Origin of the sequence: Streptomyces sp. LMG1-1-1.1 (genome assembly GCF_040815545.1) — a bacterium.
Lineage (GTDB): Bacteria > Actinomycetota > Actinomycetes > Streptomycetales > Streptomycetaceae > Streptomyces.
This window is the reverse complement of record NZ_JBFPNH010000015.1, coordinates 140,370-156,110: the sequence shown is the minus strand read 5'-3', so window position 1 is coordinate 156,110 and position 15,741 is coordinate 140,370. Positions and strand designations below refer to the sequence as shown.

General features: G+C 71.1%; 6 protein-coding genes. 3 read left to right on the top strand and 3 right to left on the bottom strand.

Features of this window, described 5'->3' with window-relative positions; translation table 11 throughout:
• Positions 1 to 110: 110 nt before the first annotated feature.
• A complete protein-coding gene (locus MRBLMG1_RS07160) occupies positions 111 to 1,607 on the bottom strand; it encodes an FUSC family protein (protein WP_367821849.1) in 1,497 nt (498 codons plus the stop codon).
• Between the two features lie 374 nt (positions 1,608 to 1,981).
• Positions 1,982 to 5,299, bottom strand: a complete 3,318-nt coding sequence (locus MRBLMG1_RS07155; RefSeq protein WP_367821847.1) for a DNRLRE domain-containing protein — start codon at positions 5,297 to 5,299, stop codon at positions 1,982 to 1,984.
• A gap of 741 nt (positions 5,300 to 6,040) precedes the next feature.
• Between MRBLMG1_RS07155 and MRBLMG1_RS07150 the strand changes: the two genes are divergently transcribed.
• The 3 genes from MRBLMG1_RS07150 (at position 6,041) to MRBLMG1_RS07140 (ending at position 13,895) form a co-directional block, all read left to right on the top strand.
• Positions 6,041 to 12,769 carry an RHS repeat domain-containing protein gene (locus MRBLMG1_RS07150; RefSeq protein WP_367821845.1) on the top strand — a complete coding sequence of 2,243 codons (6,729 nt, stop codon included), beginning with the start codon at positions 6,041 to 6,043 and terminating at the stop codon, positions 12,767 to 12,769.
• Between the two features lie 8 nt (positions 12,770 to 12,777).
• Positions 12,778 to 13,167, top strand: a complete 390-nt coding sequence (locus MRBLMG1_RS07145; RefSeq protein ID WP_367821843.1) for a hypothetical protein — start codon at positions 12,778 to 12,780, stop codon at positions 13,165 to 13,167.
• Positions 13,168 to 13,559: 392 nt separating this feature from the next.
• Positions 13,560 to 13,895, top strand: coding sequence for a YnfA family protein (locus MRBLMG1_RS07140; RefSeq protein WP_367821841.1), 336 nt, complete (start codon positions 13,560 to 13,562; stop codon positions 13,893 to 13,895).
• A gap of 27 nt (positions 13,896 to 13,922) precedes the next feature.
• Here MRBLMG1_RS07140 and MRBLMG1_RS07135 read toward each other — a convergent pair whose 3' ends face one another.
• Entirely contained in the window at positions 13,923 to 15,593 is a 1,671-nt protein-coding gene (locus tag MRBLMG1_RS07135) for a serine/threonine-protein kinase (RefSeq protein WP_367821839.1), read from the bottom strand.
• Positions 15,594 to 15,741 lie beyond the last annotated feature (148 nt).

The window sequence follows — 15,741 nt, the reverse complement described above, 5'->3', positions numbered from 1 at the left end:
CGGTAGCAGGCGGTCTAGACCAAAGTGGGCGGGGCCGGACGCCCGAGGGAGCCGGGCGAGGCGGGGCGAGCGCCCCGCCCCCAGCGCCCCGCCCCCAGCGACCCGCCCCCTCAGGCCGCCGGAACCATCGGCGCCCGGGGCGAGGTCCGCAGCGGAGCCGCCAGATCGACCAGCGCCTGCTCGAGCCCGTGCAGGTGCCCCAGGGCCGTCTCGGCGCCCGGATGGTGCCGCGGAACCCCGTCGGCCTCCTCGACCTCCGCCCGCACGACACGGTCCGAGGGCACGAGCGCGTGCACGGCGGCCTCCACCCGCCAGGCCGCCGCCACCAGCCGGGCGTCGTGCGAGGCGTCGGGATCGGCCGCGACCGCCGCGAGTCCCCTGATCTCCCGCGCGCAGTCGTCGAGGAGGGCGAGCACGCGCCGGGCCCGCGCCTTCCTGGCCCGCAGCGGGCTCAGCGGGTGCACCAGCGGCGCCAGCGACAACCGCGCCCTGCCGAGCAGGACCTCCAGCTCCCGGGCGTGCGGCGCCGGGTCCGCGGCGGGGTCCCCCGCGAGCCGCCGCGCGGCCGCCGTCGTGCACGTGTGCACGCAGGTCACCGCACGCTCGATCCACGCGTTCGTGGCCGCGTGCGTCGTCACCGGCAGCAGCGCCACGCCGATCGCCGCGCCGATCGCCCCCACGGCCGTCTCCTGGAACCGCAGGAGCAGCAGCCCGGGGTGCAGGACGCCGAGCAGCCCGTACAGGAGGCCGGCCATGACCGTCACGAAGAACATCATCCAGCTGTACGAGAGCGGGGCGGTGTAGAAGATCCCGAACACGCACACGGCGACGAGGAGGGCGGTCGGGCCCGTCGCGCCGCCGAGGGGGACGGCGATGAGGAGGCCGGCCGCGATGCCCGCGACCGTGCCCAGGACCCGGCGGAAGCCCCGTACGAGGGTCTCGCCGCGGGAGGCGGTGTTGACGAAGATCCACCAGGCGGTGCCGACGGCCCAGTACCAGCGGTCGTGCGAGATGAGCTGCCCCGCGGCGAGGGCGATGGCGCAGGCCGCGGTGGCCTGTACGGCCTGGCGGGTGGTCGCCCTGGCCAGCCCCGAACCCGGCAGCGGAGCGGGCGCGGCCGGCGGCGGCACTCGGCGCTCGATGCACCAGAACCCGAACCGGACGGCCCCGGCGGCGACCAGCGCGAGCGCCACCGCCGCGTACAGCTCGGGGAGCTGCGCGGGCAGGGCGTGCAGGAACTGGGTCACGAAGAACTGCATGAAGGCGAAGATGCCGAGCGCGTGGCCGCGCGGTCCCCACCGGCGCGCGTACACCCCCGCGAAGACCACGGCCAGCCACGCCGCGTCGCGCGCGGGCGGCACGTCGTGCAGGAAGGTCGCGAGGGCGAGCACGGGAAAGCCGACGGTGGGCAGCAGCGCCGTCGTGACGGCCTGTCGGCGCACGGTCGGGTCACCGACCGTGAACAGGGCGAGCAGCGCGGCCAGACCGGCCGTGATCGACGCGACGAGGGACAGTCCGAGCACCTCGGCCAGCGCGACCGCGAGCGCGATGCCGACCACGGCTCGTAGCGACACCCTCAGCCTGACCCGCCCCGGATCCGGAGCCATGAAGTACTTCCGCACGGCGGCCAATCCCGCCCCCCTTGATCTGTCCCTCACCGCGCACGGGGCTCCCCAGGGGTGGCGGGGGCCCGGACACGACGAAAGCACCGCGGGCCGGTCCGGCCTCGTCGCCGGACGGCGCTGCGCGGCGCCGAAAATATGTGATGGCTACAAGGATAGACCGAAAGGGGTACAGCGGCTCAAACGCCGGACGGAAGGGTGGGCCATTGGCCCAGCCCCATGCGCGGGTGAGTGACCGGACGGAGCCATTGGCTCACGGCGCCGGGAGCGGCCTTCACGAGGTCTTCGGCACAGACGAAACGGGAGGGCCCCGGCCGGAATCTCCGACCGGGGCCCTCCCGTTTCGCGTGTGCCGGGTGTCAGCCGATGGCCAGCTTGTTCTTCCAGCCGACACCGTTGCTGTTGCCGATGATGGTCACGCCCGCGTGTGCCATCTCGCCGGTGGTGCCGGCGTAGAAGCGCACCGAGCCGTCCGTGCGCAGGGTCCAGATGTCCGGGATCCTGTCCCCGTTCGCGTCCGGCGTGCCGAGGAGCAGCCGGATGCTGGTGGTGTGCCAGCCGGAGCGGCCGTAGATCGTGTCACTGCCCAGCGCCGAGGCGGCCGCGCTGCCGAGCGAGGGGAGGTCCACTCCGCCGCCGGCGGCCGGCTTGCCCTGCCGCAGCATCAGCTGCGAGGTGGCGTCGGTCCGGTAGATGACGTCGGTGACGCCGTCTCCCGTGATGTCCATGACGGAGACGATGTCGCGGTCGGACCAGGCGGAGGCCGAGAGCCGGAGGGCCTGGTCGACCGTGGCGCCGTTGTAGCCGACCAGGACCCAGATCTCCGCGCCGATGGTCACGAAGAAGTCGGCCTTGCCGTCTCCTGTGGCGTCTCCGGCGGACACGAGCTGCGTGTACGTCGAGGGGTCCGGCGCACCCGCGGGGAGCAGGATCTGCTGCCGCTTGTCGATGTTGACCGCGCCGTACCCGTCACCCGGGTACACCCACAGCTTGCCGTCCTTGAGGGCGATGAGGTCCTGGAAGCCGTCGCCGCCGTAGACGTCGCCGTTGTGGGTGATGAGGGTGTTCTTCCAGTAGCCCGACGGGGGTGCCGAGTACGTCGGCACGCCGTCGTTGCCGTTGGGGTCCTTGGCGGGGTTGTTCCGGTACGCGCCGGCCATCGAGAACCCGAGGTCACCCGTGCCCTTGGCGAGGTCGGGCTGGTGCTCGGACGGGTAGAGCCGCAGGTTGCCGTTGCCGTCCACGACCATCATGTCCGGCAGCTTGTCGCCGGTGAAGTCGCCGGGGGTGTCGGCCTCGTCCCTCGGGGAGAGGTAGAAGAGGTGCTTCCGCGGCTCCGAGCGGTGTCCGGCGTCGTCGACCGCCCATACGTACAGCACGTTCGGCCCGGCGAGCGGCGGCTTGACGCTGCTGATGGTGGTGAGGGTGTCGACGGAGGCCCCGACCGTGCGCTCGACCTTGAAGTCCCGTGCGCCCTGGTTGAACCCGTACTCGTAGTAGTCCACGTCCGTCTGGGCGGCCTTGAACTGGAAGGTGCCCGTCTCGCCGAACTTCTTCTTGCTCCAGAGCGAGTCCTCGCCGTCGCTGCCGAAGCCGTTGTCCAGGGCGTCGGCGTCGGGGAAGTCCGTGGAGAGGACGGTGGGCGGCGAAGGCCGCGTGCTGTCGAAGACGAACCGGCAGGGGGTCTTGGCCGGCGAGTAGGACGCCGAGGCCGATCCGGTCTTGTCGACCGTCTTGGCCCGCCAGGAGTAGGTCTGGCCGTCGACCAGCTTGAGCCCCGTGGAACCGGTGGCGAACGGATCGGTGTGGGTCTTGCCCGAGCTGCCGCCGACGGGGGCCTTGCCCTTGGCGCCGAGCATGTTGCCGCTGCCGCCGGTGGGCCACATCTCGAAGTTGACCGACGACAGGTTGCCGTCCTTGTCCTTCGCGTCCGCCCAGAAGGTCAGCGTGGAGGAGCCGACGTTGATGTACGGGGCGGTGGTGTCGCAGCTGAAGTCGGGAGCCAGGTCGAGGTTGGTCGGGGGCTCGGGACGCCGGTTGTACTCCAGGAGGACGTGCGGGTCGTTGCCGCCGTCGGCCTGGAACTTCTTCCAGGCGAACTGGTCGTTCTCGTTGACCGCCTTGAACCCGATGGTCATCGTCGGCCAGCCGCCGTTGACCGCGCGCTGCGCGGTGGACTTCACGTCGAAGCTGACGTACTTGTCCGGGCAGGAGCTCGACTTCCAGCCGTGGGCGAACTTGCCGCCGCCGATCCGGTTGCCCGAGTGCATCGACGGCGCGTTGTTCCAGTTGGTCTTGGAGGAGATCGGCGTCGTGATGTGGACGTCCATGCTGCGGGCGTTGCAGGACCAGGCGTACGTCTCCAGCGCGTACAGCCGGGCGCTGGTGACGACCGCGCCCTTGAGGTCCGGGTCCCAGTCGATGCTGAAGAAGGACCGGGAGGTGCCCCAGGTGTCGGACTCGTAGCCGACCCGGGCCTCGTGGGTGCCGCCCTTGTTGAAGTTCTTGCCGTTGTAGAAGGTGGCGTTCTTGTGGCGGCTGTAGGCCGTCGTCCAGTCGTTGGTGTGCTTGTTGACCGAGGGGTCGATGAACACCGGGTAGACCGTCGAGGGGTCGGCCAGGAACTCCTGGTCGGCGCTGATGGTCCAGTTGGAGCCGTCGAGGTCGGTGGCGACGACCGTGCCGTGGGAATCGGGCTGCGGGCCGTTCAGCGCGGGCAGCGACAGCGTGGCCGCGGCGCCGGTCTGCGTGGGCTCGGGCGAGGCCTCCCCGGGAGCGGAGGGCTCCGGATCGGTACCCGAGGTCGCCGAGGGGTCGGCGGCCTCGTCGCCCGCCTCCGACAGGTTCTCGTTGAACAGGTCCCCGTCGTCGCTGTCGTTGACCGCGTCGGTGGGCTCGGGGGTGGCGGTCCCGGACTCGGCCGGGTCGGTCGAGGGGGCGCCGGTCTCCCCCTCGGCGGGAGTCTCGGTGGGGAGCACCTCCTCGCCGGGGGTGGCGGTGCCGCCGCCCAGGCCGTCGGTGGTGGCGGGCACGCCCGCGCTGTCCCACATCAGCGGGGTGGGCGACTCGGCGACGTCCGTGCCGTTCTCGTCGACCGCGCTGACCACGTTGGTCAGCGGGTCCAGGGAGAAGGTGAGGTCGGGCGAGGACAGCCCGTAGGAGAGCTGCGCCACCTTCGGATTCGCCGCGGCCTCGCGGGTCTTGACCACCAGGAGCTGGGCGAAACCGCCGTCGTCGGCGGTCAGGACGAGGTCGGCGCCGGGCAGGATCTCCGGGTACAGGGCCCGGGACCCGTCGATCACCGGTGTCGGGATGGCCTCGGGCCAGGTCACGACGATCTGGTGTTCGCCCACCGTGAGGGTGGCCAGGGTGTTGCCGGTGCCCGGGGTGACCCCGGACAGCAGGGAGACCCGGCGGACGGAGGCGCGCGAGGCGCGTTCCCTACCGGTCTCGCCCCCCGTGGACGCGGGTGCCGCGGCGCCGCCGGAGAACAGCACGGGGCTGTTGACCGCGCGGGGTGTCCAGCCCCCGTCCACCTTCGTCAGGCGGGTGTCGACGCGCTTCCAGACTCCGTCCGCCTTGGCCCGGACCGGGCTGGCGTGGATCTTCCGCACCATCTTCCCGTCGGGCTTGGCCCAAGTGGTGGAGTACGGCGTCCGAAGGGCCGAAACCTCCACCGGCTTACCGGACTTGGCGGCTCGCGCCACCGCATCCGATTCGCCAACCGGAACGTTTGCGCGCCGTTCCTGTGTGTCTGCTGTGAGTGCGTCTTCGTCGGTCCGGCCCAGACCGACGTACGTCACTCCGGTGGCCAGCACGGCCGCCGCCGCCCCGGCCGCCAGTGCCCGGCGCCCGGGCGCGCGGCGCCATCTGCTCGTCATGAGCGAAGTTCCCTTTCCCCCCACCGGCCCCACCCGTCAAGGGCTGTGGCCAGGCTCTTTTCATGTGCTTGTGTTCACCGGCGCCCGATGTACCGCAGGCGTGGCGGTGCCTGCGCATCATGACCGACGCGGCGGAGGGCGTCACCTGCGCGCGTGCGGGGCTCGGGAGACCCGGACTTCCGCTCCACGGGGTCCGCGATGACGTCTGACGGGAAGCCGACGTCGAGCAAACGGCTTGAACATGCCTCAATTCGGCCGAAAAACCTATGGACTTTCTCCGGTCTTGGCCGAAATTCACCGCGAATCATGCAGGTCAGGGGGTTTGGTGCCGCCTGTGCTCCACAGAGCCGATTGATCCGCCTCCTGCACTCCTGAACCCTCTTGCCCCCGTTGGACCCGTGTCGATCGTCACTTGATCTGGTCTTTATGCGTCGCATCCGCACACAATCACCAACGATCACTGTGGGACACCTGTGCGCACGCGCGGGGTCCCATCCGAAAAGTCCGGGGGGACTTGCTTTGCCTGCACAGCCATCCGTGCGCAGACGCCTGCGCGCCACTTTCATTCCGGCGCTCGGCGCCGCCACGCTGGTAGCCCTGCTGCCGGCGCAGGCGTCGGCGCAGCCTCCGGACCCGGATGCCGGAACCGTCTCGGTGCCTCGCGAGACCCTGGCCCTCGAAGGCCTGCCCGACCCGCGCTTCGTCACCGGAAACGACCGGGACGCCAACCTGAGCCGCCTCGGGGTACCCACTCCGACCACCCAGACGGCGCCCCCGTCCGGGACCACCACCAAGCCCTCCGGCGTCGGCGACACCGTCACCTTCGGATCCACGGTCCAGCAGGCGTCCTTCGCCGCCCCGGCCGCGGACGCGGACCCGGCGCCCCCGCAGCGCGTCGGCACCCTGCCGGTGAAGATCGGCCAGGCCGAGGGGACGACGGCCCCCACCGGCACCTGGCGGGTGGACATCGCGAGCGCCACGGCCGCCGTCTCGGACGGGGTCGAGGGCTCCGTGCTGACGGTGAGCGCCCCCAGCACCGGCTCGGTGCCGGTCAAGGTGCAGGTCGAGTACGGGGCGTACCGGAACCTCAACGGCGCCGACTGGTCCTCCCGGCTGCGCCTGGTCCAGTTCCCCGAGTGCTACGCGACCACTCCCGACCTGGAGGAGTGCCAGCAGTACACGGAGCTGGAGACGGTCAACGACGCTCAGGCCCAGACGATCACGGCCACCGTGGACACCGCGGCCGACGGCACCACGGTCCCGGCCGTGGCCGCGACCACGCCGCAGGCGACCGGCTCCGGCGTGATGCAGGCGGCCTGGGTGCAGCCCGTCGCCGCCTCCGGCGACAAGGCCGTCATCGGCGCCGTCGACTCCGGCGCCTCCGAGAGCGGCTCCTTCAAGGCGACCCCGCTGGCCTCCAGCGGCACCTGGGCTGCGGGCGACGCCTCCGGCGGCTTCAGCTGGGAGTACCCGCTGACCGTGCCCCCGGCACCCGCCGGCCCCACGCCCAAGATCAGCTTCAAGTACAACTCCCAGTGGGTGGACGGCAAGACGGCCACCTCCACCCCGCAGTCCTCCTGGCTCGGCGAGGGCTGGGACTACGACCCGGGCCGCATCGAGCGCCGCTACCGCGCCTGCAAGGACGACACCAAGGCCGTCGCCGCGGGCGGCGCCAACAACACGTCCAAGAAGGACAAGGAGTCCTCGGACCTCTGCTGGGTGTCCGACAACGCCGTGATCTCCCTCAACGGCCGGACCTCCGAACTGGTGAAGGTGGGCTCCACCGACACCTACCGCCTGCAGAACGACGACGGCACCCGCGTCGAGCGCCGCACCGGCATCGACAACGGCGACAACGACGGCGAGCACTGGGTCGTCACCACCACGGACGGCACCCAGTACTTCTACGGGCTGGACGAGATCGGCGGCGGCCACGCCGACACCGACTCGGTCCTCACCGTCCCCGTCTTCGGCAACCACCCGGGCGAGCCCTGCCACGCGACCGCGTTCGCCGACTCCCGCTGCGGAGCCGGCAAGCGACAGGCCTGGCAGTGGGGCCTGGACAAGGTCGTGGACGTCCACGGCAACGTGATGATCGTCAACTGGGCCCGCGCCACCAACTACTACGCGGTCAACAAGAAGTTCAAGACGCCCGAGGTCTACCACCGCGGCGCCCTGCCGGACTTCATCGAGTACGGACTGCGCAACGACAACCTCGGCGGCACCCCCGCCGCGAAGGTCAACTTCGGTCTCTACCAGCGCTGCCTGTCCGCGGCCCCGGCGTGCGACTCCGCGAACTTCGACAACACCAAGGACCCGGCCGCCTACCGCCCCTGGTGGGACACCCCCGGCAACCTCAACTGCAAGTCGGACTCCAAGCTGTGCCCGGCCTTCCCGTCCTTCTGGGTCCGGATGCGCCTCGGCTACGTCTCCACCTACGCCCACCGGCCCGGCGCCACCGGCCTCGTCAAGGTCGACCAGTACCAGCTCAAGCAGTCCTTCCCGCGCGACTGGTACAGCACCTCCCCGGCCATGTGGCTCAGCGGCATCACCCACTACGGCTACACCCCGGGCGCCGCCAGCGGCACCCTGATGTCCAAGGAGGGCGTGACCTTCGAGCCGTACACCGTGGGTCCCGGGGACCCGCTGTCCGGCTACCTGAAGGACAAGCAGCTGCCCAACCTGGTCCGCAAGGACGGGCAGGACCAGCGCCCCGGCTTCCCCCGCCCCCGCATCGGCACCGTCTACACGGAGCACGGCGGCCAGATCGACGTGACGTACAAGGGCGGCTGCCAGTACCAGCCGACGGTGGCCCCCGAGAACAACACCAAGACCTGCTTCCCGGTCCGCTGGTCCCCGGACGGTGACGAGAAGAAGCCGGGGTTGGCCTGGTTCAACAAGTACCTCGTCCACACGGTCACCGAGAACGACCGGATCACCGGCGTCTCCGACCGCGTCACCACCCGGTACGACTACTCCGGCGCCGCCTGGGCCAAGAGCACCGACGAGTTCACCCGACCCGAGCTGCGCACGTACAGCGACTGGCGCGGCTTCCAGAAGGTGAGCACGTACAAGGGCAGGAAGAGCAGCGCCGCGCCGCAGACCCAGTCGTACTCCGTCGCCCGCTACTTCCGCGGCACCGGCGGAGTCGTCAAGGACTCCACGGACACCGTGACCCTGCTGGCGGACGACTCCGACGCCTACGCGGGCATGGTCGCCGAGACCATCACCTACGACGGCACGGGCGGCAAGGTCCTCCGGCGGATCCTCAACCAGCCCTGGTCGCGCCAGACCGCCTCCCGCACCCGCGAGGGCACCGACGCGCTGGTCGCGTACCAGACCGGGGTCAAGCGCAACGAGGCGATCCAGACGGTGGGCAGCAGCTGGCAGGCCGTCCGCACCGACACCACCGTCGACGGCACCTACAACCTGCCCACGCAGGTGGAGGTGTCCGTGGTCAAGCCCAACGGCACCGGTGAGACCCTCAGCGACCAGACCTGCGCCACCACGCAGTACGTCCACAACACGGCCGCCAACCTCATCGGCCTGGTGAGCCGGATCCGCAAGACCGGCGGTCCGTGCAGCCAGCACAACACCACCGCGGGCACCGCCGCGCTCATCACGGCGGAGATGATCTCCTACGACGGCCAGTCCTGGGGCACCACGCCCGTCAAGGGCCTGACGACCGTCTCCGCGGAGTCCAACGCCGACGGCTCCCACCACAGCGTGGTCACGTCGAGCACGTACGACCCGCTGGGACGCATCCGCACCGTCACGCGGCCGGTCACCGGCACCACCGAGACCCGCTACACCCCCGGTGACACGGGCGGCCCGGTGACCGCGATCACCGCCGTCGACGAGAAGGGCCGCACGAGCGTCAGCGAGCTCGACCCGGGCCGCGGCCTGCCGGTCACGGTCACCGACATCAACGGCCGGGTCGTGCGCAACGAGTACGACGCCTTCGGCCGCCTGGTCAAGGGCTGGTCGGCGAGCCGCTCCGCCGGCAGCCAGAAGCCCGACGTGATGATCTCCTACCAGATGGCGGAGGCCGCTTCCTCGACGACCAAGCCCTCCGCGGTGACGGTCTACAAGATCAAGGACGACGAGACCTACGCCAAGGGGGTGACGATCTACGACGGCCTCATGCGCGTGGTCCAGACCCAGGCGGAGGCCCACGGCTCCGGCCGCATCGTCACCGACACCCGCTACAACGACCACGGCCTGACGGCCGAGGCCACCAAGCCGTACCTGGCCAAGGGCGAGCCCTCGACGGTGCAGTTCAAGAGGGTCTCCGACACCCTCGTCCCGATGCTCACCCGCACCCAGTACGACGGACTCGAGCGTCCGGTGCGCGCCAGCCACTACCGCGGCGGCGCCTACATGAACTACAACAAGTGGGTCTACGGCGATACGAACACCCTCGCCTTCCCCGCCGGCGGCGCCGCCCCCGCGGTGAACACCTGGACCGACGCCCTCGGCCGCGTGTCCAAGATCCAGAACGCGTCCAGCGTCTCCAGCACCCCGATCTGGCGCAACACCACCTACGGCTACGACTCCCGCGGCAACCGGGAGAAGGTCACCGACCCGGCGGGCAACGTCTGGTCCTGGACCTTCGACACCCGCCACCGCGCCCTCACCAGCACGGACCCCGACACGGGCACCGTGAGCTACGGCTACGACGACGCCGACCGCCGGACCACCGCGACCGACGACCGGGGCACCGTCCACACCTCGTACGACGTGCTCGGCCGGATCACGGCCGTGCGCACCGGCGGTGCGGAGTCCGCGCCGATCCGGGAGTTCACCTACGACACCCTGCCCGGCGCGCTGGGCAAGCTGGCCTCCTCCGTCCGTCACGACGCGAGCGGCGACTACGTCAACCGGGTCACCGGCTACGACACCGAGTACCGGCCCACCGGCCGCGAGACGGTGATCCCGGCCAACTCCCTGACCACCGGGCTCTCCGGCACGTACAAGTACGCCTTCGCCTACACGCCGACCGGCAGGCTGCTGAGCACCACGCTCCCTGCCAAGGGCGGGCTCGCGGCCGAGAAGGTCGTCACCCGCTACAACTCCGACGGCCTGGCGGAGAGCACCTCGGGTGCCAGCTGGTACACCTCCGACGTCACCTACTCCCCGTACGGGGAGCCGATGCGCACCACCAGCGGTGCCCAGCCCTACCGGGTCTGGACCACCAACTTCCTCAACGACTACACCGGTCAGCTCCAGCGCACCGTCGTGGACCGCGAGTCCTCGACCTCCCCGCGGGTGAGCAGCACGCACTACTCGTACGACTACGCGGGCAACATCACCTCGCAGGCGCGCAAGCTGACCGACAACGGCACGTCCGTGTGGGACACCCAGTGCTACACGCACGACGTCGCCGGGCAGATGGTCCACGCGTGGACCTCGAACATCACCCCGACGCTGGCCAGCACCGGCTGCAAGAGCGCGGACGGCTCCACCTGGGGCCCCCGCACCGACCAGCGGGCGATCCGCGGGCCGATCGCCCGAGCCGCGGACAGCGTCACCGACACCACCGCCCCCGACAGCACCCTGACCGCATCCCTGCAGGCCAACGCGCCCGCTGCGGGCACGGTCGCGGGCGGCGCCACGGGCTACTACGACAGCTACACCTTCGACGTCATCGGCAACCGCGCCACCCAGGTCAAACACGACGCGACCGACCCCACGAAGGACGTCAAGCTCACCTTCGACTACGGCAGGACGGTCACCGGAAACGGCACGTCGGCCCCGACCGAAACCCAGCCGCACACCCTGACCTCGGTCGTCTCCGAGCCGGGCACCGGCAGCTCGTACGCGTACGACGCTTCGGGCAACACCACCACCCGCACGCTGCCGAGCGGCACCCAGGACCTCGTCTGGACCCGGGAGAACCGCCTCGACACGATCAAGGCGGGCGGAGTCACCACCCGGTACGTCTACGACGCCGACGGCAACCGCCTGCTGGAGAACACCCCCTCGGGCAGCGTGCTCTACCTAGGCGAGATGGAGCTGACCACCACCGCGGGCACGATCACCAAGGCGAGCCGGGTCTACACGCACGCCGGCGCGCCCACCGTGGTCCGGTCCACCCTCAACGGCGCCACCACGGGGCACAAGCTCGACGTCCTGATCGGCGACCAGGTCGGCACCGCCACCACGGGCATCGCCCTGGCCTCCGGCCAGGCGGTCACCCGCCGCTCCTACAAGCCCTTCGGCGAGGTGCGCGGCACGAAGCCGACCTCCTGGCCGAACAAGCGCGGCTACCTGGGCGTGGGCATCGAGGACCCCTCGGGCCTGACCCATCTGGGTGCCCGCGAGTACGACCCGGCGATCGGCCGGTTCGCCTCGGCGGACGCGCTGATCGACTTCGCCGACCCGCTCCAGGTCAACGGCTACGCGTACAGCCACAACAACCCGGTCACGCGCAGCGACCCGTCGGGCTTCTACGACCCGGACGAGCGGGCCTACTGCACCGACACCCCCGGCGACTGCTCCGGCGGCCGGTACGTCGGCGAGGGCAAGGGCACCGACCAGGGGTCGGGCAAGGGCTCCGGCGACGGCGACTCCCCGGGCGACAAGCGGCCCACGTACTGGGACGAGCAGCACAAGTACGACAGCGACCGTGCCGAGATCCTGCGCAAGGCGCGGCTCAAGCAGATCATGGACCAGCACAAGTTCAACGTCGGCCGGTTCCTCGACAACGTCGAGGACATCGACCGCCGCACCTGCCGCCACATGGGCCCGGAGAAGGCGGGCTGCTACGGCGCGTCCCGAGGCACCCAGTGGATGGTCGCGAACTACCTCGAGGACATCCTCGAGCTGATCGACGAGTCCTGGAGCAAGTCCACGGACGGGTCCAAGCCGGACAAGGAGCAGCGGCGGGGCAAGGACGGACCGCATTTCGCCTTCAACGACGACGAGTTCGAGCTGGCGCTCTACCTCGCGGGCAACGGGCAGGAGGTGAAGTCGCGCAACGACCAGCCGGGCGGCAGCGGCAAGCACTTCGACGCCTGGGTCGGCGGGTCCGCCGCCGAGTTCAAGGTCCTGAAGTCGAATTCCGCCAGCACGGTCCAGACGGCCATCAAGGCCGGCCGTGGCAAGGGTGCCGACGTCGTCATCATCGACGGCCGGAACGCCGACATATCCTTTGACACGGCCAAGAAGGGGCTCGACTCGTTCGCCTTCAACAGCACCTCGCACGACTTCTCCCATGTGCGGCTGATCGGCTACGGCTACGACAAGACCTTCCACGTGCGCTGAGGCTGACAATGAGCGAATACGACATCCACGCAGGGTTCCGCGGGCAGGAGACGCCCGGGACCGTCCTCGCGGAGGCCCTCTGGGCCGACCTCGAAGCGGCCTTCGGCATCAGGTTCACCGACAACAGCACCAGCTACGGCCCCTCCTTCACCTGGGGAGACCAGGACCGCTGGCTGAACGTGTACGTGTCGGTGCCCCCGGACCTGGACGAGCCGTCCCGCTCGCACCCGGCCCGGGTCACCGCCAACCAGCCGGACTCGGACGCCTGGGCCAACCAGGTGTTCGAGGCCCTGGACTCGACCGGCCGCTACTCCCTGTACACCGTCGAGGACGACTGGAACCTCGTCCGGACCAACTCGGAGCTCGCCCGCGCCCAGTGGGAAGAGCGGCAGGGCTGACGTCCCCGAACCACCGAGAGGCCGGTGGCCCCGTGCGATCCGCACGGGGCCACCGGCCTTTCCGTTCCTCCGCGGTCGGGCGGACAGCTCGGAGGCCGCCCCATCCTCCCCACCGGCAGCTGCCGCCCGTCAGCGCTCGGTGATGTTCATGTCGCGTCCGGCCAGGTAGACGCGGCCTTCGTCGGAGGCGTGGGCCTCCAGGTGCTGGGAGCCGATGCCCTGGGCGTCGCCGGCGGCGGTGTTGGGGGGTGTCCGTGGCCGTCGCCCCGACGAGCGTCGTGCTCGCCGCCTCTGCCACCACGATCGGATCCACCGCGTCCTGAGTGGCCCCCAGGATAGGACCGGCGGGCCGGGCGGGGCAGGGTTATCGGGCCGTCATAGGCTCTGGCCGCATGACCGTCGCACGTTCCGTCGCCCTGTTCGCCGTCGCCGCCCTCTTCGAGATCGGCGGCGCGTGGCTCGTCTGGCAGGGCGTCCGGGAGCACCGGGGCTGGGTGTGGGTCGGTGCCGGTGTGATCGCCCTCGGTCTGTACGGCGTGGTCGCGACGTTCCAGTCCGACGACCACTTCGGGCGCATCCTCGCCGCGTACGGAGGCGTGTTCGTGGCGGGGTCGATCGCCTGGGGCGTGGTCGCCGACGGCTACCGGCCCGACCGGTGGGACGTCGTCGGCGCCCTGGTCTGCCTCGCCGGCATGGGCGTGATCATGTACGCGCCCCGCGGCCACTGACGGCCGGTCCCGGCCGGGGTGTCGCCGTCAGGGAGTCACTGACAGGCAGTAGTCGGTGTGGCTCGTTTCGGTCCAGGGGAGGCTCTCCGGCTCAAACGTGTAGGCGGGGCCGCAACCCACGCGGTTGTAGAGGGTCTCGGTGATCTCGTCCACCCTCAGTTGCGAGAAGGCGCTGACACAGGGGTGTGCCGTCCAGAGAACGTCCGCGGGGAGCAGGCCCTTGAAGCCCTCCGTGGTGTCGAGGCAGTCCCCTTCGCGCACGTTCGGGCTGACGCACGGGCCTTGCGCCCCGAAGCGTTCGGCCGGCCCGCCGTCGGCCGGGCAGGAACCGTTCGCCCCGGGGACGGCCGTGACGGCGAAACGGGCGGCCGATGCCGAGCAGTCGACCGCGTCGGCTTCGGCGGGGCTGAAGGTCCCCGGAGCCGTGCGCGTGTTGGAGAGGCAGTCACCGACCCGCACCACCTCGTCGCCGCCGAGTTGCCCGTAGGCCACATAGCCACCGACCAGCATTGCCGCGGTGAGCGCGGCGGCCAGGGGGATCCAGAGCCGGCGTGCACGTGTACCTGCGCCTGCGCCTGTACTCGCGTCCGTACGTCCCGGCTCCTGGTCCGGCGTCGGCGTCGGGATCGGCCGCGGCGCCGGAGCGGGTGACGGAGCGGCGGGAACCGGCGCGGGCGGCCGTACCGGAGCGGGAGACGGAGCCGGCACCGGTGGCGCGTCCCGCTCCGGGCGGGCCGTACGGGTCGTGGCCTGGTGCACCGCGCGGGGATCGTCGGTGGCCTGGAGGTCGTCTTCCGGCTCGGGGGCGTCGTCGGGACTCGGGCCGCCGTCGGGCAGGGCCGGGGGAACGTAGTCGTGGTGGGCGCGGATGAGGGACGTCCAGGCGGTGGGCAGGAGTTCGCTGCCGCCGGTCGGTCGGCGTTCGAAGGCGGCGAGCACGTCCGCGGGGGTGGGGCGGGCGGCCGGGTCGAGGCGGAGGAGGGGCGTGATCAGGTCGTCGATGCCGGAGGGCAGGTCGGCGAGGGTGACGTCGGCGTGCTGGACGCGGGCCAGGAGCCGGAAGGCGTCGGCGCCGGGCTCGTACGGCGGGCGGCCGGTCGCGAGGTGGAAGAGGGTGGCTCCCGTCGAGTAGACGTCGGAGGCCGGGGTGGAGTCCTCGCCGCGGGCCTGTTCCGGCGAGGTGAACGCGATGGTGCCGAGGGTCAAGGAGGTGCGGGTCAGGTCGAGGGCGTGCGAGATGCCGAAGTCGATGAGCCGCGGACCGGAGTGGGGCAGGAGGACGTTGCCCGGCTTCACGTCGCGGTGCACGATGCCGGACCGGTGGAGGTCCACGAGGGCCTCGGCCATGCCGGCGGCGATCCACCGGACGGCCGCGGGCGGCAGGGGGCCGCCGTCGCGGACCAGTTCGGCGAGCGAGGGTGCGGGGACGTACTCGGTGGCCATCCAGGGCCGGGGCCCGTCGGCGTCCGAGTCGAGGACGGAGACGGTGAACACCCCCGTGACACGGCGGGCGAGCGCCACCTCGCGGGCGAACCGGCGCCGGTCGGGCTCGCTGACCTCACCCTCCGCGAGGAGGGTCTTGACCGCGACGAGGCGGCCGCTGACGGTACGGCCGAGGTAGACCCGGCCCATTCCGCCGGCCCCGATCCGGCCGATCAGCCGGTACGGCCCGAGCCGCTCCGGGTCGTCTCCGCGCATCGGCCGCACCTGCGGCGTACCCGTCATCGCTCTCCCGCTCCCCTGGTCCCGAAGCACCGACCGTACGGGATACGCCGAGGTCACCTGGGTACAGTCGGGAATCAGAGGGGTTCGGGCGCCTTCGGACGGCGTTCGGAGGGTTTGAACC

Bases quoted from the DNA above. Each gene is read 5' to 3' on its own strand.
- MRBLMG1_RS07160 (WP_367821849.1), bottom strand. From the start codon at position 1,607: ATGGCTCCGGATCCGGGGCGGGTCAGGCTGAGGGTGTCGCTACGAGCC.
- MRBLMG1_RS07135 (WP_367821839.1), bottom strand. From the start codon at position 15,593: ATGCGCGGAGACGACCCGGAGCGGCTCGGGCCGTACCGGCTGATCGGC.
- MRBLMG1_RS07140 (WP_367821841.1), top strand. From the start codon at position 13,560: ATGACCGTCGCACGTTCCGTCGCCCTGTTCGCCGTCGCCGCCCTCTTC.
- MRBLMG1_RS07145 (WP_367821843.1), top strand. From the start codon at position 12,778: ATGAGCGAATACGACATCCACGCAGGGTTCCGCGGGCAGGAGACGCCC.